Annotated in this window: 16 protein-coding genes; 12 read left to right on the top strand and 4 right to left on the bottom strand. The window is 47.6% G+C overall.

Features of this window, described 5'->3' with window-relative positions:
* Positions 1-11: 11 nt before the first annotated feature.
* From AC060N_RS02055 to AC060N_RS02080, 6 genes are all read left to right on the top strand, one after another.
* A complete protein-coding gene (locus AC060N_RS02055; RefSeq protein ID WP_479525670.1) occupies positions 12-1,580 on the top strand; it encodes a RagB/SusD family nutrient uptake outer membrane protein in 1,569 nt (522 codons plus the stop codon).
* Between the two features lie 248 nt (positions 1,581-1,828).
* Positions 1,829-4,822 (top strand): golvesin C-terminal-like domain-containing protein, encoded by a 2,994-nt coding sequence (locus AC060N_RS02060; RefSeq protein ID WP_479525671.1) that lies wholly within the window; start codon positions 1,829-1,831, stop codon positions 4,820-4,822.
* Between the two features lie 9 nt (positions 4,823-4,831).
* Positions 4,832-5,989, top strand: a complete 1,158-nt coding sequence (locus AC060N_RS02065; protein ID WP_479525672.1) for a C40 family peptidase — start codon at positions 4,832-4,834, stop codon at positions 5,987-5,989.
* A gap of 31 nt (positions 5,990-6,020) precedes the next feature.
* Positions 6,021-7,175: an enolase C-terminal domain-like protein gene (locus AC060N_RS02070; RefSeq protein ID WP_479525673.1), complete on the top strand. Its 1,155-nt coding sequence runs from the start codon at positions 6,021-6,023 to the stop codon at positions 7,173-7,175.
* A 96-nt stretch (positions 7,176-7,271) separates the two neighbouring features.
* On the top strand, positions 7,272-8,696 hold the full coding sequence (locus AC060N_RS02075; RefSeq protein ID WP_479525674.1) for a transglutaminase-like domain-containing protein: 1,425 nt from the start codon (positions 7,272-7,274) through the stop codon (positions 8,694-8,696).
* 1,047 nt (positions 8,697-9,743) lie between these two features.
* Positions 9,744-10,952 carry an aminotransferase class I/II-fold pyridoxal phosphate-dependent enzyme gene (locus AC060N_RS02080; RefSeq protein ID WP_479525675.1) on the top strand — a complete coding sequence of 403 codons (1,209 nt, stop codon included), beginning with the start codon at positions 9,744-9,746 and terminating at the stop codon, positions 10,950-10,952.
* 824 nt (positions 10,953-11,776) lie between these two features.
* Here the strand turns inward: AC060N_RS02080 and AC060N_RS02085 are convergent.
* On the bottom strand, positions 11,777-12,514 hold the full coding sequence (locus AC060N_RS02085) for a DUF6261 family protein (RefSeq protein ID WP_479525676.1): 738 nt from the start codon (positions 12,512-12,514) through the stop codon (positions 11,777-11,779).
* Positions 12,515-13,710: 1,196 nt separating this feature from the next.
* Between AC060N_RS02085 and AC060N_RS02090 the strand changes: the two genes are divergently transcribed.
* The 3 genes from AC060N_RS02090 to AC060N_RS02100 all read left to right on the top strand — a co-directional run bounded on the left by AC060N_RS02090 (position 13,711) and on the right by AC060N_RS02100 (position 16,372).
* On the top strand, positions 13,711-14,715 hold the full coding sequence (locus tag AC060N_RS02090) for a ParA family protein (RefSeq protein ID WP_479525677.1): 1,005 nt from the start codon (positions 13,711-13,713) through the stop codon (positions 14,713-14,715).
* Entirely contained in the window at positions 14,712-15,575 is an 864-nt protein-coding gene (locus AC060N_RS02095; protein WP_479525678.1) for an SIR2 family protein, read from the top strand. Before AC060N_RS02090 ends, AC060N_RS02095 begins: the two co-directional genes overlap by 4 nt.
* Positions 15,576-15,769: 194 nt before the next feature.
* The gene (locus AC060N_RS02100; RefSeq protein WP_479525679.1) at positions 15,770-16,372 is read left to right on the top strand and encodes a hypothetical protein; all 603 of its coding nucleotides are present in this window, start codon (positions 15,770-15,772) and stop codon (positions 16,370-16,372) included.
* A gap of 42 nt (positions 16,373-16,414) precedes the next feature.
* Here the strand turns inward: AC060N_RS02100 and AC060N_RS02105 are convergent, their stop codons facing one another.
* The 3 genes from AC060N_RS02105 to AC060N_RS02115 all read right to left on the bottom strand — a co-directional run bounded on the left by AC060N_RS02105 (position 16,415) and on the right by AC060N_RS02115 (position 19,317).
* Positions 16,415-17,671: an aspartate kinase gene (locus AC060N_RS02105; RefSeq protein ID WP_479525680.1), complete on the bottom strand. Its 1,257-nt coding sequence runs from the start codon at positions 17,669-17,671 to the stop codon at positions 16,415-16,417.
* Between the two features lie 213 nt (positions 17,672-17,884).
* Complete coding sequence (locus AC060N_RS02110) at positions 17,885-18,718, bottom strand: patatin-like phospholipase family protein (RefSeq protein ID WP_153641163.1); 834 nt, start codon at positions 18,716-18,718, stop codon at positions 17,885-17,887.
* Positions 18,719-18,828: 110 nt separating this feature from the next.
* Positions 18,829-19,317, bottom strand: coding sequence for an N-acetyltransferase family protein (locus AC060N_RS02115; RefSeq protein WP_479525681.1), 489 nt, complete (start codon positions 19,315-19,317; stop codon positions 18,829-18,831).
* 347 nt (positions 19,318-19,664) lie between these two features.
* On the opposite strand from AC060N_RS02115, the gene mfd reads away from it, so the two are divergent.
* The 3 genes from mfd (at position 19,665) to nagB (ending at position 25,829) form a co-directional block, all read left to right on the top strand.
* On the top strand, positions 19,665-23,030 hold the full coding sequence (gene mfd, locus AC060N_RS02120) for a transcription-repair coupling factor (protein ID WP_479525682.1): 3,366 nt from the start codon (positions 19,665-19,667) through the stop codon (positions 23,028-23,030).
* A gap of 79 nt (positions 23,031-23,109) precedes the next feature.
* Positions 23,110-23,742, top strand: a complete 633-nt coding sequence (locus AC060N_RS02125) for a DUF4294 domain-containing protein (RefSeq protein ID WP_479525683.1) — start codon at positions 23,110-23,112, stop codon at positions 23,740-23,742.
* Positions 23,743-23,840: 98 nt separating this feature from the next.
* Positions 23,841-25,829 carry a glucosamine-6-phosphate deaminase gene (gene nagB, locus AC060N_RS02130; RefSeq protein ID WP_463234694.1) on the top strand — a complete coding sequence of 663 codons (1,989 nt, stop codon included), beginning with the start codon at positions 23,841-23,843 and terminating at the stop codon, positions 25,827-25,829.
* The last annotated feature ends 52 nt before the right edge of the window (positions 25,830-25,881 follow it).

Consider the following 25,881-nt stretch of genomic DNA (forward strand, 5'->3'; position numbering starts at 1 on the left):
GATTTATTGTTATGAAAATTTCATTAAAGACATATACAAAGGCATTGCTTATTGGATGCCTTAGCTTGTCGGTTATGAGTTGTTCGGACTTTCTCGACAAGAAAAAGCTGGGGCAGGAAACCTCTGAGGTTTACTTCAACAGCCAGGATAAAGCTATCCACTCCGTTACGGCTGCCTATTCCGACTTGAAAGACTATCGTTTCGGTTGGTTTCAGTGGGCTTTCGGCGAAACATTGAGTGATAACGCCATCTACAGTGGTTCTGACGGCGATAGTGGCGGGTTCCAGCCATTGAAAGATTTTAATGGTACGGCCGACATGTACCAGGTTCGCTATAAATGGCAGTTGTGCTACCGCGGAATTAACAAATCGAATCAGGCTATCGAAGGAATCGAGGCGATGAACGACGACTTGTTCACTACGCCGGGCCTGAAGAAACGACTGATTGCAGAGGCACGTTTCCTTCGCGCTTACTATCACTGGAATCTGGTCATTACCTTCGGAAAAGTTCCGATTGTGGATCACCTGATTAAAACAGCAGATGAGAAGATTGCTCCTTCTTCTATTTCGGATGTATACGATTTTATTGCATCGGATCTGGAAGCAGCTGAAGCCGATCTTCCGCTGAAGAGCGAATATGCTTCCTCCGATATTGGCCGTGCAACCAAAGGTGCTGCCGACGCTTTCCTGGCAAAGGTGAATCTATACCGGAAAAACTGGGCTGATGCAGCCAAATGGTCGAAGAAGATCATCGATTCCGGCGAATACCAGTTGGATCCCAACTATGCGCATCAGTTCTCTTTCGATGGAGAAAACGGAATGGAGTCGATTTTCGAAATCCAGTTCTACGATTCACCAACCGAAACTTCGGCGTATCGTAACAATGGTAACTTCCAGACACTGTTCCAGCTGCCTCGTAATATAACTTACGGTTATGGTATCAACCAGCCGACTAAGAACTTGTACAACGCCTTCATGGCTGAAAACGATACCGTACGGATGCAGGCTACCCTGTTGGATACCACAGAGGTATTCCACAATGAGCTGGCCGACTTGTACACGGCTCTTGATCAGGCTAAACAAAGCGGTGATCAGGCAGCTATCGACCAGGCACAAGCTGATTTGGCTGCCGGAAAAACGAAGCTTACTTTCGACCGTACCGGTTTCTACAACCAGAAGATTTATGTAGATCCGGCTCATCGTGCAACCAATATCCGTAACAACGGAAACAATATCCGGGTGATGCGTTATGCTGAGGTTCTGTTGATGTATGCTGAAGCTGAACAGCATTTGGGTAATGACGCCGAAGCGCTCGCTAAAATGAATATGGTTCGCGAACGGGTGAATCTTCCTGACAAGAATGTATCAGGTGATGCACTGCTCCAGGCCATTTACACGGAGCGTCGTCTCGAACTGGCAATGGAAAACGACCGGTATCCTGATTTGGTTCGTACCGGACGTGCCAACATTTTGCCCAACTGGACAAAAGCACACGAATACTGGCCGGTACCACAGGCTGAGGTGGATATTACATCAGGTGATGTTCCTCAGAACTCGGGATATACGACCGGTGGTAACTAAAATAGTTTAACGTTTTTCATAGATGAAATAAAAGCCGGGGGATGGCAGGCAGGATTACACTATCTGCCGCTTCCGGCTTTTTTTAAGCAATTAAGTGGTTGTGGAAAAGGAGGTTTGCCTTTTATGATTGCTCTTTTTCTGCGATATTTGAATAAACCATATCAATTCCCTTTATCTCACGGTGGTTGAGTTTTTCTGCCAACTCACTGAAATCGCCGAAAGCTTGTAACAAATAAAGTTACCAACGCATGAAAATTCTTCTGCTTAGCACGCTGATTTTCTTTCTGATTGTTCCTGCCAGGGCACAGTCATATTATAACAAGGAAAAAGTGAACACCTTGCCTGGTAAGGTGAAGAGAGCTTATCGCCGGACCAGTCGTTACCTCGATGACGCGGTCAAAGGTGAATTCAAATACATCCCGCCTGAACGTTCGAAAATTGATACCCTCTTCTTCAGCGGTGATACCCTCGTCATTCAATTCAAAGATGAATTTGGTTACAAACCCCTGCGCACATTGCAGGTGAAAGATATTTATGCTCAGCTGGACGATAAGCTGAGAGGATTGGCCCGGCGTCATCCCGTGAAAGTGGTGGTGAAAGGTTACCAACTTTCGCGCCTGGTGCCCAATTACTACCGTGAAGACAAAGACCCTTCGCGATTGATGCCTGACAGTCTGAATCAACCCATCCATGTTCAGGATATTTCGAAACCCTACCGCATTACTGAAGGATTGAACCACCGCCACATTGCTTTGTGGAACAGTCATGGTTGGTATTACAATAACAAAAAGGATCGTTGGGAATGGCAGCGGGCTCCTGTTTTTACTACCGTAGAAGACGTGCTGCCGACATCATTTGTGCTCCCGTTCCTCGTGCCGATGCTCGAAAATGCAGGCGCCAATGTGTACCTTCCGCGAGAGCGCGATACGCAACCTCATGAGGTTATTGTCGATAACCAGGACTCTTCCTACCGGGAAGAGGCTTACCAAAATATATTCACAACCGGCGAAGGGACTGGATTTGGTGTAGGAAAACCGCCTTATGTAGCGGGACAAAATCCATTTCAGCAGGGAGACTACAGAGTTTTAAATCTGGAACCCGGTTCGAAAGCCCAGGTCAGTTGGACACCCAATATTCCTGCTGACGGAAAGTATGCCGTATATGTATCCTACAAAACATTGCCGAATAGTTCGGATAAGGCGCACTACGAAGTGCGTCATGCTGGCGGAACCACTCACTTTGTTGTCGACCAGCAAATGGGCGGCAGTACCTGGGTGTACCTGGGAACCTTTCAGTTTAAGGAAGGAACCAGCCCGGCGGAGGGTAGTGTAACCTTGCTGGCCAATGGTGTAAAAGGCGAAGTTCTCACAGCAGACGCTGTCCGGTTTGGCGGCGGAATGGGAAATGTTGCGCGTGGTGGAAAAGTGAGCGGTCGTCCCCGCTGGACGGAAGGTGCCCGCTATTATCTGCAGTATTGTGGTTTCCCGGATTCGCTGACCTATAGTTTCAACGAGGGCAAAAACGACTATGTGGACGATTACCGCAGTCGCGCCCGTTGGGTAAATTACCTGCACGGCGGAAAATACATGGAGCCCTGGATAACGAAAGGAAAAAATGTACAGGGCGAACACATCCCCATCGATTTGAGCCTGGCTTTCCACACCGATGCCGGACATCATTTGGGAACGGATACCATTGTGGGAACGCTCGCTATTTACAGCACACGCGATGCAGAGTTTAATAAAAAGTATCCCGATGGTCGCAGTCGCTTGACAAATCGCGATTTTGCCGATATGCTATCCACTCAGATTGTGGATGATATCCGGGCAAAGGAGCAACCCAACTGGACGCAACGCGAGTTGTGGGACAAACGGTACAGCGAAGCTACTTACGCAACCATTCCGTCAGCATTGTTGGAACTACTGTCGCACCAGAACCTGGGCGACATGATTTCCGGGAACGATCCGGAATTTCGGTTTGTGGTAGCACGCGCGATCTACAAATCGATGCTGAAATTTCTGGCGACTTATCACGAAGTGCCCTATATCGTGCAGCCGTTGCCGGTTGATGCTTTCAGTGCCAAACTGGATAGCGGTAAAGCACAGCTTTCGTGGCATCCGGTAGACGACCCGTTGGAGCCGACGGCCAAGCCGAAACAGTATGTGGTGTATACCCGGATTGGCGACAGTGGATGGGACAATGGCGTGCTGGTCGATCAACCGGAATACAAAACGTCTGCGTTGGAGCAGGGCAAAATTTATAGTTACAAAATCACCGCAGTGAACGAAGGAGGCGAGAGCTTCCCCTCCAACATCCTGTCGGTTTGCAACAATGGAAGCGATACAACCGTGATGGTGGTCGATGCGTTCGATCGCGTTTCGGCCCCGGAAGTGATCAATCAAGGGAACTTTACTGGTTTTGCCGGATGGCTTGACGAAGGTGTGGCCTGGGGCAATGACCTTTCAACCATCGGTTCGCAGTACAATTTTAATCAACTCATGCCGTGGATTGATAATGACGAACCCGGACATGGTGCCAGTTATCAGAATCGTACGGCGATGTTACCGCTGGGAAATAATTTCGACCATGTGTATAGTCATGGAGTTGCTATTCAGCAAGCAGGCTACAATGTCGTTTCCTGTAGCCGGAAGGCATTGGAAAACGGAACTGTTTCCCTCACAGAATATCCATTGGTGGACGTGATTTTTGGCGAAGAGAAAACCACCGAAAAACCGGGTGGCGTTGAAAAATATACGTTGTTTACGCCCGAAATGCAGAAAGCACTGACCGATTATTGCAGTTCGCCATCGGCCCGCTTGTTCATCAGTGGTGCTTACGTAGGTAGCGACACCTTTATGCCGGGACCACGAAAGGTCAGTGATGAGGAAAAGAGTTTCGTCCGAAATGTACTCGGCTACTTTGGACGTACCGATCATGCTACAGATTCACCGCTGGTGAAAGCCACTACAGGCAGCCCGCTTCCGGCATTCGACGGCAAGTTTGGATTCAATATGGGATATCGTCCGGATATGTACCGGGTGGAGTCGCCTGATGCCATCGAGCCGGCCGACAGCACCGGAACGACCATTCTGCGGTATGTTGCCAACAATAAGAGTGCGGCGGTAGCCTGCGATAAAGGTTATCGGGTAGTGACGCTCGGCTTCCCGTTTGAAACGATTACGACTCCGGAGCAACGTGCTGTGGTGATGAAAGAGATACTTGGTTATTTACGGAAGAAATAATTAGATACAATGAACAAATTTTGGTTTATCCTTTTGCTGGCCTTTTTGGCCGCTTGTTCTTCTCCTGCTGAACAGGAGAATGTGCAAAAAATAATTTCCTCTGTGCAGGAAAAATATGCGCCCGATCACCGGGAGGCACTTTTTCAGGTGACTTCCGAGAAGCGTGGAGACGAGGTCATTTTAAAAGGGGAAACGAATTTACCCGATGCGAAGTTCGAATTGATGAACACGCTCGGTGATAACAGAGTGAAAACGGTCGATTCCATCGAGGTGCTTCCGCAGAAGCAGTTGGGCGATCGCAATTGGGCGCTGGTCAATCTGTCGGTGGCGAATATTCGCAGTAACCCGAGACACTCGGCGGAATTAGCCACGCAGGCGTTGTTGGGAACGCCGGTCAGGGTACTGAAAAAACACGGTGGATGGTATTATATCCAAACGCCGGACAACTACCTGGGATGGGTAGACAGCTGGGGCATTCATCGGGAGAATGAAGCGGGAATGAACCAGTGGCGAAATGCCAAACGAGTAATCTTTACTGCCGATTATGGATTGATTCGCACCCAACCTGATGCAACCAGTCAGCCGGTTTCGGATGTGGTAATGGGCTGTATTTTGGAACAAACCGCTACAAAAGGCAAGTATGCCGAGGTGAGTTTTCCGGACGGAAGAAAAGGGTACCTGCCACAGTCTGAATTAAGAAATTTCACCGAATGGGAAAATACAGTCAAACCCGATCGGGCTGCGATTTGTAAACTGGCGCATCTGTTTGTCGGGCGTCCTTACCTGTGGGGAGGAACTTCACCGAAAGCGATGGATTGCAGTGGATTTGTGAAAACCGTCTATTTTAATTTCGGTATCATTCTGGCCCGCGACGCTTCGCTAATGGTTAGGCATGGCAAACCAGTTACACTGAAAAACGCTAAGCCGGGAGACCTGCTTTTCTTCGGATACCACGGGAAAAAAGGACCGCGCGTTACTCATACCGGATTATATCTGGGTGATATGAATATCGAGCATTCTGCCGGCCGAGTGCGGCTTAGCAGTCTCGATAGCACCAAAAGCAATTACTTTACGTACGCTCCCGGATACATGGTGGGTATGCGCGATGTGATTGATTCCATTGATACCAAAGGGATTGTTTCTGTAAAAAATCATCCCTGGTATTAATCGTTCAAACCAACTAACAAAAAAACGTCTAATGCAAACGAACCGTCGTAACTTTCTAAAGGCGGGATTGCTGACCGGAGCCGGCGTAGCAGCTGCTCCCGTTTTGCAGTCGTGCCAGTCAACTGAAAAGAGAAATAACATGAAGCCTGGTGACCGACTTGAATTTAGTTTTCAACCATACGAATTGCAGCTGAAACACGTATTTACGCTGGCTTCTTCGTCGCGGACCACTACCCCGGTGATGCTGACGAAAATCCGGTTTGGTGATTACGTGGGCTATGGCGAAGCATCGATGCCGCCGTACCTGGGCGAATCGCACGAAACGGCTGCTGCCTTCTATCGCAAGTTAAATCTGACGCAGTTCAACGACCCGATGCGGATGGAGGAGATTATCGATTATGTCGATAACATCGCTCCCGGAAACCATGCGGCCAAGTGTTCCATCGATATTGCATTGCACGATTTGGTGGGTAAAATGCTGGATGAGCCATGGTACCGCCTGTGGGGATTTTCGAAGGAGAAAGCGCCGTCTACCTCTTTTACCATCGGTATTGATACACCGGAAGTGGTGAAAGAAAAAACCCGGGAGGCCGCCGGCTTCAATATCCTGAAGATAAAATTGGGGCGCGGAACCGATCGCGAAATCATCAAAGCGGTGCGCTCGGTAACCGATGTGCCGGTTTGTGTTGATGTGAATCAAGGGTGGAAAGACAAGCATGAGGCGCTTGATATGGTCCACTTTCTGAATGAGAACGGTTGTGTGTTTGTCGAGCAGCCCATGCCAAAGGATCAGCCGGACGATGTAGCCTGGCTAACAGAAAACAGCCCGCTGCCGATTATGGCTGACGAGGCGGTTCAGGACCTGGCTGACATGAAAAAAATATACGGTGTCTATTCCGGAGTGAACATCAAGCTCGAGAAATGCGGCGGTTTGCGTCATGCCCACATGATGATGAACACAGCCCGCACCCTCGATATGAAGGTGATGATTGGCTGTATGACGGCTACTTCGTGTGCCGTGACTGCTGGTGCACAGCTTTCGCCGTTTGTCGATTGGGCCGATCTGGACGGTAACCTGCTCATCAAAAACGATGTGTTCGAAGGCCTGAAAGTGGAAAAAGGAAAAATCGTTCTGCCTGACGCGCCGGGTATTGGAATTCGAAAAGTCTCTGACATCGAGATATAAGATCTTTTTTTGGGGTTAATTGAGAGGGCGCGGGGTAGTATTGAGCATTACCTTGCGCCCGTTTTTTTATCTTTAAAAGGAATAAACAATAGCATTATGCAAAAACTTCTTTTCCTGTTGGTATTGAGTGTGCTGGCTTCAGCCTGCCAGACACCTGTCCAAAAAAAAGTTGAAGTGAAGGATTTGAAACAAATGGTACACGAAGGGCATTTCAAAAAAGCATCGTCGTTGATTGATTCGTTGGTGAAGTCGGGTGCCCTGGCAGGAAAGGATTCCGCGAAAGCGGTTTACCTGAAAGATTTGATGCATCGAATTAAATTGGATTTCCCGAAGAACGAAGAACAGGTGCGCAGTGAGCTACAGCGTTACTATCCATCACTGACCGACAGCCAGATGAATGCCTGGGAGCAGACCGGTGCGCTGGAGATGCGCCGCATTGACGGTCAGAAGCGATTCTTCCGGAATGCTGTGCCCAACCTGTTTCGCATCGATTCTGCGGAAGCGAAAGTGAAGCTAAAAGTGGATGGCCCCGCTATCGATGCAACCCGCGAATTCTGCAAGGTGTATGACAAGAAAATAGTGGAGGCAGGAAAACCGCTGACCAAACATTTCGAGTTCACCTACACCATTACGGTCAAGCCGAATGAAGTTCCGTGCGGCCAGGTCGTTCGTTGCTGGCTGCCCTTCCCACGTATTTCGGAGCCGCGGCAGGATGATGTGAAGCTGATATCCACTTCACAGAAGGATTTTCAACTGGCCGTGAATAAAGACAACCTGCAACGCTCACTCTACATGGAGCAATTTGCCCGGCAGGATTCGCCGGTGGTCTTTAGCTACAAAGCATCGTTTGCCACGCATACGCAACTGGTTTCGCTCAATCCGGCGGAAGCCGAACCGTACGACACCACCAGTGCCCTTTACCGGAATTATACAGCCCAGCGGCCACCTCAAATTGTTTTCAGTGATGATATCCGGAAACTGACGAACCAAATTGTGGGCGACGAAAACAATCCCATTGTAAAAGCGAGAGATATTTTTAACTGGATTGACAGCAATATTCCGTGGGCGAGTGCGCTCGAATATTCAACGTTCGATAACATTCCAGAATACGTACTGAAGTACCGTCATGGCGATTGCGGGATGCAGACGTTGCTGTTCATGACCATGGCCCGGTTTGCCGGGGTTCCGGCCAAATGGCAGAGTGGCTGGATGATCTACCCGGTGGAGCTGAACCTGCACGATTGGTGCGAAGTCTACTTCGAAGGAATCGGCTGGGTGCCGGTTGACCCGTCTTTCGGACGGTTGAACGTGCCGCAGGAAGCCGTTCAGAATTTCTACTTCGGCGGTTACGATGGCTACCGGATGATTGTCAACGACGGTTTCAGTCAGCCTTTCACTCCGGCCAAGGAATTCCCGCGCAGCGAGCCTATCGATTTTCAGCGCGGTGAAGTGGAATGGAGCGGTGGCAATTTATACTTCGATCAGTGGAACTATCACATGGATATCAAGGAGGTGAAGTAGCGAGAAGGTGAGAAACGGAGAATGGGAGAAGTGGAAACCGAAGAGTGTAGCACTACCCACCTGACAGCGTCGTGAAACCTGCCAGCGTGCGGAACCGTATCTCTCGGTGTTTGGGCAGAGGCGCTGCGTCCCGGAGGGACAACTTATTTCAGCCCAAGGGCAACGCCTTGGGAAATAAAATCCAACAACACCGCACCGTCGCCCTGAAAGGGCAGGTTATCACCATATCAACACATCACCACCATTGCGGTCGAAACAACGTACCATTTTTATTCATCAATATCGTGCGACAGCGAAAAAAAGGTTCCACTCCATAACCCTCCGTCCCTAACATCGCCATCAGGCGATATGTGTGTAGGCCAGATCCCGACCCATCGGGATAGGCCGGGCCGGAGTCGAAGGGAGCGGTTTTCGAAATATCTCTCCTTCCGGAATAACTGAATTGCCCCCGACTTCAGTCGGGGGACTTGATGAGTTAAGAATTTTCTGGCTTTAGCCGAATAATATGGAGGTTGACCAACATTCAATAATTCAACCCACTTCGGGGTTGTTAGGACGAGGAGGCTTCCCTGCCCCCAATTTCATTGGGGGTGATTAATATTTATCCGGCATTGCCGGAAGAGAGAAGACTAAAATCATCGGTGCAGCTGTTGCGGGTGAGATGTCCCGGAGGGGCAAATGTTCTTCACCTCCGGTGAAACCGGGGGATCACTCGCCCCAATAAAAATCAACTCCGCAAGGAGTTGAATAATACTAAAGCTGACGGAAACGACTCAGTGGAGTCACATATGGTTAGAGGCAATCATCCACACCTATTTTCTGTTCCTTCTTCTAACAATAATCCTTTTACCGGCATCACGGACACCACCTTTCCATACCCTCAAAATGTCATAGTCTGTATGTTATACAACTACCGGAATACGCGGGGTTCAGCGAAACTAAACCCATATCAGTCTTGTTTAAAAGGGCACCAATAAAACGAAAGCAATAAACGAACAGGACGAACCGAATACATTCCCGTATTTGGTTCCATTAAATTCAAACTGAATGGGAAATAAGAAATTTGATCCGGCTACCCGGATTCAGCGGCTGGAGAATTTTGGTGAATATGGCGGCGTCAATCCGTCCATTACTGACAGCAGCACGTTCACCTTTATGGATGCGCAAACCATGATTGACACCTTTCATGGCGAAACGGAAGGCTGCTTTTTGTATTCGCGCCACTGGAATCCCAGCAACAAAGCCCTATCGGATGCCATGGCGGCCATGGAAGGTACCGAAGGCGCGTGGGTAACCGGCTCGGGGATGAGCGCCATTACCACCGTTCTGCTGCAGTTGTGCAATGCCGGCGATCACATCGTGACCAGTGTGACCACGTACGGAGGAACCTATGCTTTCCTGAAAAACTACCTGCCCAAATTCAATATTGACGTTACGTTCGTGAATATCTCTGATTTGGAATCGGTGGAAGCGGCCATTCGCCCCAACACGAAATTGATTTACACCGAAAGTGTCACCAATCCGATGCTGCAGGTGTCCGACATTCCCAAACTGAGCGAAATCACCCAAAAGCACGACATCCAACTGGTCGTCGATAACACGTTTGCACCGATGATTCTTTCGCCTTATTCGCTGGGAGCGGATATTGTCGTCTATTCCATGACCAAGTTCATCAACGGGAAAAACGACTGTGTGGCCGGGGCTATCTGTGCCAGCAACGACTTTATCGCGGCCATCAGCGATGTGAATGATGGAACCGCCATGCTGCTAGGGCCGGTTTTGGACCCCATGCGCTCTTCCAGTATCCTGAAAAATCTGCACACCCTCCATGTGCGGATGATGCAGCACAGCAAAAACGCCATGTACCTGGCCAATCGATTCAGGGAAATTGGTTTGAAATTCAGCTACCCGGGCCTGCCGGAGCATCCTGACCATGAGCTGATGAACAGCATCCGGAATGAAGAATTCGGCTACGGCGGTATGATTGCCATCGACATGGAAACAACCGAAAGGGCAGCCCAATTGATGGAGTTGATGCAGGAAAGAGGTGTGGGCTACCATGCCGTGAGCCTGGGCTATTTCAAAACCCTGTTCAGCAATTCCGGCAGTTCTACCAGCAGCGAGGTGCCCGAAGAGGTACAGCACGCCATGGGTATGTCGCCCGGCCTGGTGCGTTTCTCAGTTGGCCTGGATCACGATATCGAAAGCACGTTCGATTTGATCCATTCGTGCCTGAAGGATTTGAATTTCATATAGTGCTGGCTAAACACCCCGTCAGTGGTTAAAAACCCTGACGGTGGTGGTTGATTGGAGTCGCTTCACGCTGACAGGTCTTCCGACGCTGTCAGGTAGGGCGTAGCCAAACGCCGAAACGTTGTTCAGAGCGCCGGCTTCTCGTAGGGCCACGATATATCGTGGCCCTACCGTACCGTCCGAATCATCATTTACCAATGAACCGTCCCGGAGGGACAACTTAATTCAGCCCAATGGCAACGCCGCAAGCTATGGAATCAGAACCTTTCAGGCTCGACAGATTAGGCTAAAGCCCATCATTATAAAGTCCTTCTTTACCCCATGGCTTAAGCCATGGGCAATTAGTTTAGTCCATCAGAATACTTCTCCTTTAATAATAATTGAATTGCCCCTGACTTCAGTCAGGGGTATCTGGAGCATTAAATTTTTCTTTGGCTTTAGCCGAATAATACAGAAACCGGAAAGACTCCTCCGGAGTCGCATATTGTTAGCAACCATTCCTTTCCATCAACCATTCGACCCCGGCCGGGGTCGCACATCGATTTCTTGGTCCTTTTTCTAACAACATATCATCCCATCCGGGATGAAAAAAACCTTTTAACCACCGACAGAGTGTGAGCATCGAAGGAAACCAATGAAAAGCCAGCCTCCGCGACCGAATTCCTCCCCGGATGGGGAGGTTAGGTGGGGCGAATTTTATTCACCGACAAGATACGGACACAAAAAATCCCGACAGGTTATAAAAACCCGCCGGGATTCACATTTACTAACCCACTAAAACAGGATGTCATTCCCCCCGGATATGACATCCAATTAGCTTCTTACTATCAATTTTCGATTTCTTCTACTGTATCACTCTCTCTACTGGTCTGCCGGGCGCGAGCTGTGGCGTTCACTTCGTTAATCACCGTCACCATCTGGTTAAAGGCATCGCCGTAAGTAGCTGCGTCGAGCGTACTGCTCAGCTCCATGTAACCCACCAAATCGGTGAGGGCCGAAACCATATCCACCATGATTTCCAGGGCCGGCTCGTATTTCTGCTCATTCTCCGTCGATTCATCCAGCTTCTGTTTATCCACCTCCACGAAGTCGGCCTCAGCTGTTTTCAATGCCTCGTAGTAAGGTAGAAGAGCCAAATCCGTTAACGCGGTCTGCCGCTCCGGTTTATCGAGCTCCGATAACAGCGACGACAGCGAGGCCGTTTGGTCTTTGTAGCCGGCCGCATACGAGGTCGTTCCCACGCCCTCAAAAACACGGTAAAGCGACAGCGCCTTCTCTGCATTCTCCGGAATCAGTCCAACCGCTATTCCATGCAGGATGTCGCGCAGCGAGATGAAGCCCTGGTCGCGTCGCTGGTCCAGTTCGGCTTTCTTTTGCGTCAGGGCGCTGGCGCTGTTCCGTTTCTTATTGATGACCATCCGGTTATAGGCAGCCACCAGTTTATCACTTAGGACTTTCAGTCTGCTGTCCGTTTCCAGCAACGCTTTAATTATCCGAAGCAGGTTTTCCGATAAGTAAATCGTATTGTCAACGGTCAGCAGTGATTTTAAAATGTACTTTTTCATGATTATTGGTTTGATTGTGGAAAATAACTCACCGTTACAGGGTGAGGACGTTGGTACATCGGTTATGCCGGGGCACAATCGGGAGGAGTATATTGTTGTTTATATGCCAGGCCAGCCGGCTTGTGCGTTGAGTTTGTGCCTGGGTTGCGCCGTAATTGGAATCCCGATCTGAAAATTTTTGGGAAGCAATCCCGTTGAATTTTTTCGATCTGAAAACTTTGAGGGAGCCCTTCGGTTAAATTTTTTCGATCTAAAACGATTTTGAGAGCCCGCCCACCGTATTTTCCCGATCTAAAAATTTTGAGGGTGCAATCCGGTTGTCGTTTTTCGATCTAAAAACTGTGAGGGCGCATTTCCGTTGAATTTTTCCGATCTAAAACGATTTAGGGAGCGATCACGTTGCCATTTACCGCCCTCAACGGTTTTAGGAGCAATATTTACTCCGGAAGTCCTGCCCAAAAGTTTTCAGATTAGCGATCTACACCGGTTGTTCGCCCTCAAACGTTTTAGGAACGAGATCTGCTCCGGCCGGGCGCCCTAAAAGTCATGGGGGCCAATATCGGCGACTGATAAGCTCCCTCAAAGCCATGGGGCCCGGAATTCAGCGCGGACCGGCCGACCGGACATCCCGGGGGACGAAAAGCGAACTCCGGTTTCCGGCTCATTTTTTTGGGACGAGTAACTAGATTCAGGTTTGGGTCATAACAGTTAGGATTTAAGGTTTAACTTCTGATTTTTGTCAATGGCAGATAACCAGGCACCTGTCGGGAATCGTTTCCCGGCGCTGTTCATTTTCTACCGAATGTTTTTGTTTATCGTGGTCGTAACCGGATATATCTTTTACAAATACAATTTCCTAACGGGAGTCTGTCTGTATCAAAACGTTGTATGAATGTACAAAATTCCGACAAAAAGTTTCTTATGTTTTGGAGCAGGTTTTGGCCAGGCGGGATAGGATGCGGCCTTTATTTATTAGGTTCTTCCGAGCTCACATTTAGCTATCAACTAAAAAGTGTTGAAAAGTAAATACGAAAAAAGAGGGGGAAAGCGTTAAATTAGAGAGCTAATAAAGATGGTAAGACGAAAAAAGCCTCCAAATAATATACAATTTATATTTACTCCTAGGCTAAATATAGTTAGAGATATTCTAACCTATTTAGGTTAAATTTTAATTTAAGAAGCTTTAATACAAGAAAATGGAATCAATAGTTGTCTTTAACAATAAAGGGGGAGTAGGAAAGACCACCTTACTCTGCAATTTAGCATCTTACCTGCAAAAAGTGAGAAATAAAAGAGTAATGGTTGTCGATATGGATCCACAATGTAATGCTACCGCATATATGTTTCCATATCCTCAAATAGAAGAAATATATGCTAATACTAAATTAAAAAAAACGATATATGAAATTGTAAAGCCTCTTCAGAGAGGGAAAGGATTTCAGGAAGGGAAACTTCCCATACTTAAGAGCCCTTATTTCGATGTAGATATTATCGTTGGAGACCCTGATCTTTCTCTTAGCGAAGACTTTTTAAGTAAGGATTGGCTAGATGGTAAAGCTGGAGATTTCAGAGGCCTCCAAACAACACTGATGTTTCGTGATTTACTTTCAAAGCTTTATGAATATGACTATGTTTTCTTTGATGTTGGTCCTTCTTTAGGTGCTTTGAACAGGGCTGTCTTAGCCGCTTCGGATTACTTTATTGTACCAATGTCTTCGGATATCTTTAGCATTCAAGCTTTGGAAAATATTTCTAAATCCTTACGTGAATGGGAAAAACAGCTAACTAGAGGTTTATCTGACTTCAAAGATAAGGAGGGAGAAGCTTTCGTGATTGATAATGTTGAGGTCACATGGCATTTAAAGTTTGCTGGCTATATAACGCAACAATATACTGCAAAAACGGTGGGTGGTAAAAAACAGCCTGTGAAAGCTTATGAACGCATCATAAAAAAAATTCCGCCTACCGTAAGGAAGCATTTGATGCAATTAAACAGTGTGATAATTTCAAATCCCAAAATAGGTGAGATTACCAATTTACACAGCTTAGTTCCGCTGTCTCAAAATAGCAGCGTACCAATATTTGCTCTTAAAGCAGAACATGGAGTAGTTGGGGCACATTTTAATAAAGTAAAAGAGTTTGAAGAAAAGATGGGGGCTATTTCAGACAATCTATTGAATAACTTAAATGAATTGTCATGATTAGTTGGCCCAACAATTTAGTAGAAGATATTGCACGAAGAAAATGTGTACTAGTGCTTGGGTCGGGAGTTTCTAAGAATTCGGTAAATGATGTAGGAGAACGACCTAAAGATTGGAATGAGTTTTTAAATCATGCATCTGAAAATATAAATGGAAGAACAGAAATTAAGAAACAAATTCGATCAGGTGATTATTTAACTGCATGCGAATTGATAAAAAAGGAATTAGGGAGAGATGACTTTAACACATTGGTTCGAGATGAATTTTTAACTCCGGCGTATCACCCTGCGACAATTCATAAGCATATATTTAATCTTGATTCAAGAATAGTCATAACTCCAAATTTTGACAAAATTTACGACACATATGCAAATACTGCTTCTCATGGAAATATAATTGTTAAAAAATTCAATGAATCTGATATCGCAGATTCTATTAGAAGACCAGAGCCTTTAATTATTAAGATACATGGTTCAGTTGAATCTCCAGATAATTTAATTTTTACGAGGAAGGATTATTCCGAAGCAAGGACCAAATACAGAGACTTCTATCATCTTATTGATGCTTTATCTATAACCCATACTTTTATATTCATAGGATGCGGAACAAATGATCCTGATATAAGGCTAATTTTGGAAGATTACTCTTTTAGGTTCTCGAAGAATAAAAAGCACTATATAGTGATGCCTAAAAATGCTGTGCATTCAAAAGTACGAGAGATAATTAGTGATACTATGAGTTTGAAACCTTTGCTTTACGACCCCAAAGAACATCATAAGATGCTAACAGATTCCTTGGAAGAATTGGTTTCGAAAGTTGAGCTAAAGAGAGATGACTTGGCTAATACTCGAAAATGGTAGGCCCATATTTACATAATATGGCGGCAACGTTTTTTCAATACTACATATAACTTTATTTTATTTTCCTTGCACAAGTGTTAAAATAATTCACTTCAACAAAAACCTCGCAGTCCTTTTACTGCGTTGCTCCACAAAGATGCTTTAAAACACTATGCAAGTTGCACCACCTAACACATCCTAAAAAGAAACAAATAATGAGACTTACAGCAATTATCATTGCAATACTACTCAGCTCCTGCTCAAACAACTGCAAGGAAATAACCAAGGAGTTTAAAAGCTCGACAATTAAAGCATCTTTATCAAACGGCAAATTTGATGGAGCTGTTGTTCAGACCTTTCATCAGAAAGACTATTGGTTAAAATCTCTTGCCACAATATGGAAGAACGGAGATATCAGAAAAATTGTACTGACGGATAGAGAAAATGTGAGCCATGATATGGTATACCATGAAGAAAAAAGACCAAAGGACAAAAGTGTGACCATTTACTACCAGGATAAAAATGATTCGACATTCAGAACAATACCATTCAATAAAGAATTTATAGACTTCTGTGCTGAAAATGCTTTTCTGTCGACGTACTCTCTGAATAACTTTGACACTACAATCAAAATATACAATATACCGGCAAACTCATTTAAAGCAACATCTTCCCCTTTACCAATTAACATTGAAAACAATACTATCAAAGTAACTGATATCGGTTATAAGACTGATTCACTATTGGTAACACTGTATTGGATGGTTGGAACCCCAAAAACTGAATTCAAAATTAAAATAGATAAAAACGCTCCCTAACACCTTGTACAAAGGATTCCAAATCCCCAGGAGTCATACGCCTTATTTCAGCAAAAACCTCGCAGTCCTTCTGCTCCGTTGTTCCACAAAAATGCTTCGCCCGGACGTGTGCCGCTCAATTTCTTGGTCGGTGTAGTTCCGGATGGTGAGCAAATCGAGGCCGTTGTTGTAGCGTACGTCAAAATCTTCCTCCAGCTCTTCCATCAGGGTTTCAAAGTCGTGGTCGGGTTTGGTCACCGCCACCGACAAACTCAGCGCCGACTGCTGTACCATATTCACCTCGATGCGGTAGCCGGCCAGCGTGGAGTAGATGTGCCCGATGGAGGCCTCGCCCATAAAGGAGAAGTCCTTGGGCGAAATAGTGAGCAGCACCTGGTTTCGTTTCAGAATGAAAATCGGGGTGTGTTCATCGGGATGCATTTCGTCGCCAATCACCGTCCCGATTTCGCCAGCCTGCAGGAACGAACGCACATACAGCGGAATATTCTTCTCGAACAACGGCTTCATGGTTTTCGGGTGAATCACCTTCGCACCGAAATAAGTCAACTCCACCGCTTCCCGGTAGGTTAACCGCTCCAGTTTCAGCGTGGCATCGAAATACTGCGGGTCGGCATTCAGGATACCCGGCACATCTTTCCAGATGGTCACACTTTCGGCATCCAGCAAATGACCGAAGATAGCCGCCGTAAAGTCGGAACCTTCGCGCCCGAGCGTAGTCGTCAGGTTCGAGGTCGTCGACCCGATAAATCCCTGCGTGACGTAACATTTCTCCTCCCGGAAATTGACCGTCTCTTTGGTCAGTTCTTCCGATAGCTCATAGTCGATAACAGCTTTCCGCCAGGTGTCGTCCGTGCGGATGCAACCACGCGCGTCCATCCAGCGACAGGGAAATCCGTTCTCGTTCAGGTACGCACTGACGACGCGGGTCGACAGCAACTCACCAAACGAAACAATCTGGTCGTATTCGTAATCGTAATTCAGCGACGGCGGTACCGAAACACTGCTGACCAGCCGCTCGAATTCGTCGTTCACGTCGTTGCGTACCGGGCTTTCCGTGTCGGGGAACAGCTCGTCGATGATGGCAAAGTGCTCCGATTTGATGGTTTCGATGTGCTTCCACAACGCTTCGTCGCCCGAAAAATAGGTGCGCACCACCTCTTCCAGCGCGTTGGTCGTCTTCCCGATGGCCGAAATAACAACGACCAGCTCTTCGTCGCGGTAGGATTGTAAAATGGTTGCCAGGTTACGAATGGCCGCGGCATCTTTCACCGAGGCGCCACCAAATTTGAATATTTTCATTTCCGAAAGGTTTTTTATCTCCAATGAGGCTGGCTCTAAAAGTCAAATTGAAAGATTTTAAACTACTAATGCAATCTAAAATCACCCCTCCCTTCAAAGTATCCGAGCTCCCCTAAAGAGGCGGCTTAAAGTCCCCTTCAGGGGATTTAGGGGTAATGAAATGTTTTTCCTACTCGAGCAACCTATTTATCTCGTTTCAAAAACAAATACTACTTATTTTTTTGCCTGCAAATCGTTTTGCTTTCCCGACCATTGCTCCCTCATTACCGGAAGCCAGCCGTCCGGAATAATTTCCTCCTTCAACACCCGAACAGCCTCCTGGTAGCCCACTTCCATGATCCGGTCGATTTGCGGGAAGTCGAACGTTCCGAACCGGCGTGCCTCCGGCGGATCGATAAAATAATCGCAAAGTTCCCGGCTCTTCTCCACATTCTGCGCGATACTCAACTGGAAACATCGCTCGGCAATTTCGCGGGTGCCGCTTATCTCTTCCACGGGCGAGTTGTGGTTGGCATGAATGCCAATGATCACATCCACCTTGTCGCGAATAGCGTCGGCCGGCAAGTTATTGAACAGCCCACCGTCCACATAGGTTTGCCCGTCGATTTTTTGCGGCGTGAAAACGAGCGGAATGGAGCTGGAGGCAATCACGAACTCGAACAGGCGGCCACTATGCCGGACCTCATTCGCACCCGTATTCAGGTTGGCCACCGACACATAAAACGGTTTCTTCAGCGCCGAAAAGTCGTTGTCTTCAATCTTCTCGGTGAGCAAATCCTGCACTTTCTTCAGGTTCAATAGTCCACCTTTTCGTAACCGGATATCGATAAGCCGGTAGAATTTTTCATGGCGAATCATCTCCGAGATTTCATCAGGGGCATAACCGGCCGCGTACAAAACGCCCACCAGCGCCCCCATGCTAGTCCCGGAAACCACGTCGGGCTGCAGGCCATATTCCTCGAGCGCCTTCAACGCCCCGATGTGCGCAAATCCGCGGGCTCCACCGCCACTAAGTGCTACACCAAACCGAACTTTTCTACTGGTCATTATAACTGAATTTTTGCTGGTCTTTGTTCTGCAAATATGCAAAGTTGGGTAACATAAAATCCGTTTCCAATGCTTTATCAGGAAAAATTTTTATCCACCTGAATTCATTATCAAAGAAGCAGTTGATAAAAGTGCACATCGATGTACCGGTCGAATTTACGGCCGGCCTCTTTCATTATGCCCATTAACTGAAAGCCCAACTTCCGGTGTAGCGCAAAACTCACTTCATTCCCTTCGGATATAAGCGAAATTACACAGTGAATTCCCTGCTCCTTGGCATATTTCAGAATCGCTTCGCTTAACCGTAAGCCAATTCCCTGTCCCCGGAAATTCTCATCAAGATAAATGGAAAACTGCACTGTTTTTTCGTACGCCTGCTTCTCCGACCACTTCGACAGCGAAGCATAACCCACTACCTCCTCATTGACCTCGGCCACCAGCACCGGATAATCTTCGTTGTGCAGGGCCAGCCACATACGTCGCTCCTCTTCCGACAGGGGAACCGTATCGAAGGTAGTCGTCGAATGCAGCACGGCATGATTATATATGCGGGTGATGGCGGGCACATCAGCCCCAGAAGCCATTCGGATTGTCAGCATAATGATTAGTTATGAAAAGATGGAAGATAGAAAAATCAGGAGAATTCGGCAAGAAGGGGAAAAAAGGATTCCCGCGGATTTTATCCACGGATGAGCTCCGATTAGACGGTAGACTCTGTCGTGTCCTGAAATAGGTTTACACGATTGATGAACGTAAAATAACTTAATCTGGCTCCTAAGTTGGCGGGCTGTCCCCCTTTGGAGGGGGAATCAAAGGGGGAGGATTGGGCATAAAGACATTGACTACAGCTTAAGTTATAATTAAAGATTGTTAACCCCGGAGCCATCATTCTCCATCCGGTGTAGTTTTTTATATTTTTGCATCCGGATAACGAAACAGCATCGTATTGAAACGCGAAGAGTTAATTGATTTTTATGCGCAACATCCGGGGGTACAATCCCTGGCGGGGCAACTCGGTACGCCTTCCGGGCAAAAGCTACACGCAAAAGGACTGAGCGGTTCGGCGCCCTCGGTGGCAATGGCAGCGCTCTTTCAGAAGAAACCTTTTGGTGCCCTGATGCTCCTGAGCGATCGCGAAGAGGCAGCCTACTTTTACGACGACCTGCAGACATTGGGACTGGAGGAACATGTCCTCTTTTTCCCGTCGTCGTACAAGCGCAGCGTTCAATACGAAAAAATCGAGAGCGAAAACATCATTCTGCGGACCGATGTGCTGAACCAACTGGTGGAAGCCGAAGAACGGTTCATCGTGGTGTCGTACCCGGAAGCCGTGATGGAGAAGGTCATTTCCGGAAAAGGACTGGAAAAACATACGCTGACTGTTCGCGTCGGTGAAAAACTCTCCATCTCGTTTGTCAACGAAGTGCTGTTCGAATATGGTTTCGAGCGCGTTGATTTCGTATACGAGCCGGGGCAATATTCCATCCGCGGTTCCATTGTCGACATTTTCTCTTTCGCGCACGAAGATCCGTATCGTATCGATTTCTTTGGTGATGAAGTAGAAACCATCCGCACGTTCGACATCGAAAACCAGATTTCGAAGGATGCCCTGAAAAAGATCTCCATCATCCCGAACATCCAGGAAGGATTACAGGAGGAGGAGCGAATTTCTTTTTTCGAATTCCTGAAGGACGATACGTTGCTGATCACCGACGATCTGCGTTTCAGCGCCGAGCGGATGACCGAAATGTACAAGAGTGCCCGGGAGAAAAATCTGGAAACTGATTTACCCGTAGACGATTTGGTCATTAGCGGAAACGCTCTGTTGGAACGGGCTGAAGCATTGACCTGCATCGAAATCGGGCCCAAAGCGCATTTCAAATCGGAAGAGATTCCGTTTCACATCAAACCGCAACCGGTTTTTAATAAGAATTTCAATCTGCTGGGCGATAATCTTCGTGAAAATTCCCAGCTGGGTTACATCAATATTATCCTGTCGTCGAGCGAGAAACAGGTGGAGCGTCTTCATGCCATTTTCGAAGACAAAGGCGATCCCCAGGAGTTCGACCATCTTCCGTTTGCACTGAAAGAAGGTTTCATTGACCATGACCTGAAACTTTGCTGCTATACCGACCACCAGATTTTCGAGCGGTACCACCGTTTCAAACTGCGTTCGAAGAAATCGGCGCGGCAGGCCATTACGCTCAAAGAGCTGGCTAAGCTGCATCCCGGCGACTATGTGGTCCATGTCGATCACGGCATCGGAAAATTTGCCGGCCTCGTAAGAACCGAGGAGGATGGCAAAACACAGGAAGCCATCCGGCTCATTTATCGTGATAACGATTCGTTGCTGGTGAGCATTCATTCGCTGCACCGCATCTCGAAATACAAAGGGAAGGACGGCACCGAGCCCAAAATTAACAAGCTGGGAACGGCTGCCTGGCAAAATCTGAAGAACAAAACCAAGAAGAAGGTCAAGGACATTGCCCGCGAACTGATTGGTTTGTATGCGCACCGCAAAGCGGAAGACGGTTTTGCGTTTGCCCGCGATTCGTACCTGCAGCAGGAGCTGGAGGCGAGTTTTATTTATGAAGATACCCCTGATCAGTTGAAAGCTACGGTCGCTACCAAGGAAGACATGGAGAAAACCATGCCCATGGACCGGCTCATTTGTGGCGACGTTGGTTTTGGTAAAACCGAAGTGGCTATCCGCGCCGCCTTCAAAGCGGTCACCGACAGCAAGCAGGTTGCTGTTTTGGTGCCGACCACTATCCTGGCATTCCAGCATTTTAAAACCTTCAACGAGCGACTGAGTGATTTTCCCTGCCGCATCGAGTACATTAGCCGGCTGCGGAAACCCGCTGAAGTACGGCACATCCTGAGAGAGGTGGCTGAAGGGAAAGTGGATATTGTGATTGGAACGCACCGTTTGGTAGGGAAGGATGTTAAATTCAAGGACCTCGGGTTGTTGGTTATCGATGAGGAACAGAAATTTGGGGTTTCCGTGAAGGAAAAATTGAAACACCTGAAAGTGAACGTAGATACACTGACACTGACCGCGACGCCGATTCCGAGAACGCTGCAATTTTCACTGATGGGAGCGCGCGATTTGTCCATTATCAACACGCCGCCGCCTAACCGGTTCCCGATCAACACCGAAGTACACGGTTTCAACGAAGATATCATCCGCGAAGCCATTACCTATGAAGTAGCACGTGGCGGGCAGGTTTTCTTCATCAATAACCGCGTACAAAATATTTACGAGGTTGAGGCGCTCATCAAACGGATTGTTCCGGGAGTGCGCACCGTTGTTGGCCATGGGCAGATGGAAGGTTCGCAGTTGGAGAAAGTGATGCTCGACTTCATCAACGGCGAGTTCGATGTGCTCATCGCTACGACCATCATCGAATCGGGACTGGATATTCCGAATGCCAATACCATCATCATTAACCAGGCGCATAACTTTGGTTTGAGTGAACTGCACCAGCTGCGCGGACGCGTGGGCCGTTCCAACAAAAAAGCGTTCTGCTACCTGCTCGCACCGCCGATGACCAGCATGACACCCGAAGCACGTCGCCGGTTACAGGCCATCGAAGAGTTCTCCGATTTGGGCAGCGGTTTCAGCATTGCCATGCAGGATTTGGATATCCGGGGAGCCGGAAACCTGCTGGGTGCAGAACAAAGTGGTTTTATTGCTGACATCGGTTTCGAGACGTACCACCGCATTCTCAATGAAGCCATTCAGGAACTGAAGCACGAAGAATTCCAGCAGCTTTATCAGGAAGAAGAATCGCGCGAAGCCAATGAAGCCTTCCTGAACCTGCGTTTTGTGAATGATTGCCAGGTGGACACCGATCTGGAACTGCTCTTCCCCGAAAGCTACATCTCGAGCATTTCGGAGCGCATGTTGCTCTACCGCGAGCTGGATAATATCGAGGACAACGATGCTTTGGAGCAATTCCGTGCTCAGCTCATCGACCGCTTCGGGAAACTGCCCGACTCGACGATTGAACTGCTGGAAGTGGTTCGCCTCCGCTGGACAGCCATCGAGCTAAACCTCGAGAAGATCATTCTGAAGAACAAGAAGATGATTTGCTATTTCCCGTCCGACCAGCAATCGCCGTTTTACCAGACCTCACTTTTCGGAAATATCCTGCAGTGGTTGCAGACACATCCGAAGAAATGCCGGATAAAGGAGTCGAAGGGAAAACTCAGCATTATCTTCAGCGAGGTAACTTCCATTCAACATGCCGTTACGCTGTTAAGTGAAATTGCTGAGAGTGTCATTCCCGCCAAGGTGGAAACCAATTGATAAAAATTGTTAATTAAGCCTTTAGCGTTACACATCCACAAGAATCCATTAACTTTGTCCCCCAAAGAAAAAGACCACGATGCATCGCATACACCAATTAATACTGACCTCTACAGTCTGTCTGATTCTGAGCACCGGTTTGTTCAGCAGGGTATCAGCGCAGGATAGTTTGGCTACAAGCTATTCAGCTCACATTGATACTGTATTGACCAAGAATGATTTGACCAGCGATAGTCTGTTGCACGTCAATCTGAAATCGATTGACATCATTCCTCCGTTTAAATTCAAGAACCATCATCAGGAAAAGAAATACGATGAGTTGGTGGAGGATGTGAAAAAAACGTATCCGCTGGCCATGATTGTCAGCAAGGAGTTGAACCGGGTAAAGAAAGAACTCGACCAGGTTTATACTTCCCCTGCCCGCCGGAAAAAATACATGAAATGGTACCAGCATTACATCAAGGAAACTTACATGGATACCCTGAAGACGTTGAACCTTCGCCAGGGGAGGCTGTTGCTTAAACTCATCGACCGGGAAACAGGAGAAACAGCTTACGATTTGCTGAAAGAGTACCGCGGCGGCGGACAGGCCTTTCTGTGGAACTCGCTGGCGTTTCTAACGGGTTCCAGCCTGAAATCGGATTTCGATCCGGAAGAGGATGCCATGCTCGAACATATCCTTCGCCGGTACGAAGCCGGAGAGTTTCATTAACAGAAAGTAAAATCACTTATTAAAACTTTTTAAGAACTTTTTTTTTACGTCCGGATTCGCTTATTTTTACTAGTTCAAAATAAACCAGAAAGCCTATCATGGACTTAAGTAAAAAGTTGCAGAGCGACAATCCGGTTTTTTACGGATTTGGCGAGTATGCCCCGACCAACCTCACCCACAGGGACATGCTCACGAAATATGAAAAAGCTCCCACGTACATTTATCCTGAAGGAAAAGATGTTTCGCAGGCGGTAGCTGATGAGATTGCCGATTTCATTAAAGAGAAACAAAAGAAAGGGGAAAAATGTGTTTTGGGGCTGCCTACCGGTTCGACGCAGTTGGGAATTTATGCCGAACTGGTGCGTAAGCACAGGGAAGAAGGCCTGAGCTTTAGCAATGTTGTTACCTTCAACATTGACGAGTACTACCCGATGTCACCGCATTCCATCCACAGTTACAACAACTACATGCAGCGTCATCTTTATGAGCATGTCGACATTCCGGAAGAGAATATTCACATTCCGGATGGAACGATCATGTTCGATTCGGTGCACGATTACTGCCGTGAATACGAGAAAAAGATTAAGGAAGCAGGTGGTATCGATTTAATGTTGCTGGGGATTGGCCGTACCGGTCACATTGGTTTCAACGAGCCCGGTTCGGGACGGAATACCCGTACCCGGATTATCACGCTCGATCCGGTCACCCGGCAGGAAGAAGCCACCGAATTCCAGGGGTTCATCAACGTACCCCGACGCGCCATTACCATGGGAGTCGATACTATTCTGGAGTCCCGGAAAATTATATTGGTAGCTTTAGGCGAATCGAAAGCCAGTGTCATCCAGAAAACCGTGGAAGAAGATCCGGACAGCGATGTTCCGGCCTCTTTCATTCAGGAACACCACGATGTAAAAGTAGTGCTCGACAGTGGGGCCAGTTCACAGCTGGTTAGGGTGCGCACGCCGTGGCTGGTCGACAACATGGACTGGAACGACGACAGATTGGTACGGAAAGCGGTGGTTTGGTTGTGTAAACAAGCAAAGAAGCCCATCCTGAAGCTGACCGGTAAGGACTACAACGATTTTGGCCTGAGTGATTTACTGGCCACGGTCGGTTCGGCTTACCGAATCAATATCAAGGTATTTAACGACTTGCAGCATACCATCACCGGGTGGCCCGGCGGAAAACCGGAGGTCGACGACTCGAACCGTCCCGAGAGAGCCGAACCGGCGAAAAAGCGAATTGTCATTTTCAGCCCGCACCCCGACGATGATGTTATCTCGATGGGAGGAACGCTACTTCGCCTGGTAGAACAGGGACACGACGTACACGTTGCTTACCAGGTGTCGGGTAATTTCGCGGTAGCGGATGAATACATTTCCCGTTACCTCGATTTCCATCACGAATATGCTGAGTTCTATAATCCGGGAAACGAAAAAGCCAAAGAACAGAAAGATAAAGTTCTTTCGTTCCTGAAAAATAAAAAGGACGATGAAGTGGACATCATGGACGTTCGGAAAGCCAAAGGTTTGATTCGCCGGATGGAAGCGCGTTCCGCTTTGCGGTATTTCGGTATTCCCGATTCGCATATCCATTTCCTCGATCTTCCCTTTTATGAAAGTGGAAGACGACAGAAAAATCCGGTTGGCGAAGAGGATGTCAAAATCGTGATGAACCTGCTGAATGAGGTGGAGCCGCACCAGATTTTTGCCGCAGGCGATTTGTCCGATCCGCACGGAACTCACCGCGTTTGCCTCGATACTATTTTTATTGCACTCGAGCACTTGCGGACCGATAAAGATTGGATGAAAAACTGCTGGGTTTGGCTCTATCGTGGTGCCTGGGCTGAGTGGGAAGCCGACGAAATTGAAATGGCTGTTCCCATTAGTCCTATCGAATTGGCCCGGAAACGTGAAGCCATTTTACGTCACCAATCTCAAAAGGAGGGTGCCATGTTTATGGGCGAAGACGAACGGGAATTCTGGCAACGTGCAGAGCAGCGAAACAGGGCGACAGCAAGTCTTTACGACCAGCTGGGAATGGCCGAGTACGAAGCCATGGAAGCCTTTGTTAAATACTATCCGTGAGAGATTTCAACGATCCGTTGATAAGTTTCAGCCTTCCTTTCGGGGAAGGCTT

The organism is Prolixibacter sp. DSM 2831 (assembly GCF_056493735.1).

Coding starts and splice junctions, on each gene's coding strand:
- AC060N_RS02055 (WP_479525670.1), top strand. CDS start 12: ATGAAAATTTCATTAAAGACATATACAAAGGCATTGCTTATTGGATGC.
- AC060N_RS02095 (WP_479525678.1), top strand. CDS start 14,712: ATGATTAGTTGGCCCAACAATTTAGTAGAAGATATTGCACGAAGAAAA.
- AC060N_RS02075 (WP_479525674.1), top strand. CDS start 7,272: ATGCAAAAACTTCTTTTCCTGTTGGTATTGAGTGTGCTGGCTTCAGCC.
- AC060N_RS02100 (WP_479525679.1), top strand. CDS start 15,770: ATGAGACTTACAGCAATTATCATTGCAATACTACTCAGCTCCTGCTCA.
- AC060N_RS02110 (WP_153641163.1), bottom strand. CDS start 18,718: ATGACCAGTAGAAAAGTTCGGTTTGGTGTAGCACTTAGTGGCGGTGGA.
- AC060N_RS02065 (WP_479525672.1), top strand. CDS start 4,832: ATGAACAAATTTTGGTTTATCCTTTTGCTGGCCTTTTTGGCCGCTTGT.
- AC060N_RS02090 (WP_479525677.1), top strand. CDS start 13,711: ATGGAATCAATAGTTGTCTTTAACAATAAAGGGGGAGTAGGAAAGACC.
- AC060N_RS02085 (WP_479525676.1), bottom strand. CDS start 12,514: ATGAAAAAGTACATTTTAAAATCACTGCTGACCGTTGACAATACGATT.
- AC060N_RS02080 (WP_479525675.1), top strand. CDS start 9,744: ATGGGAAATAAGAAATTTGATCCGGCTACCCGGATTCAGCGGCTGGAG.
- AC060N_RS02115 (WP_479525681.1), bottom strand. CDS start 19,317: ATGCTGACAATCCGAATGGCTTCTGGGGCTGATGTGCCCGCCATCACC.
- AC060N_RS02070 (WP_479525673.1), top strand. CDS start 6,021: ATGCAAACGAACCGTCGTAACTTTCTAAAGGCGGGATTGCTGACCGGA.
- AC060N_RS02125 (WP_479525683.1), top strand. CDS start 23,110: ATGCATCGCATACACCAATTAATACTGACCTCTACAGTCTGTCTGATT.
- AC060N_RS02105 (WP_479525680.1), bottom strand. CDS start 17,671: ATGAAAATATTCAAATTTGGTGGCGCCTCGGTGAAAGATGCCGCGGCC.
- AC060N_RS02060 (WP_479525671.1), top strand. CDS start 1,829: ATGAAAATTCTTCTGCTTAGCACGCTGATTTTCTTTCTGATTGTTCCT.
- nagB (WP_463234694.1), top strand. CDS start 23,841: ATGGACTTAAGTAAAAAGTTGCAGAGCGACAATCCGGTTTTTTACGGA.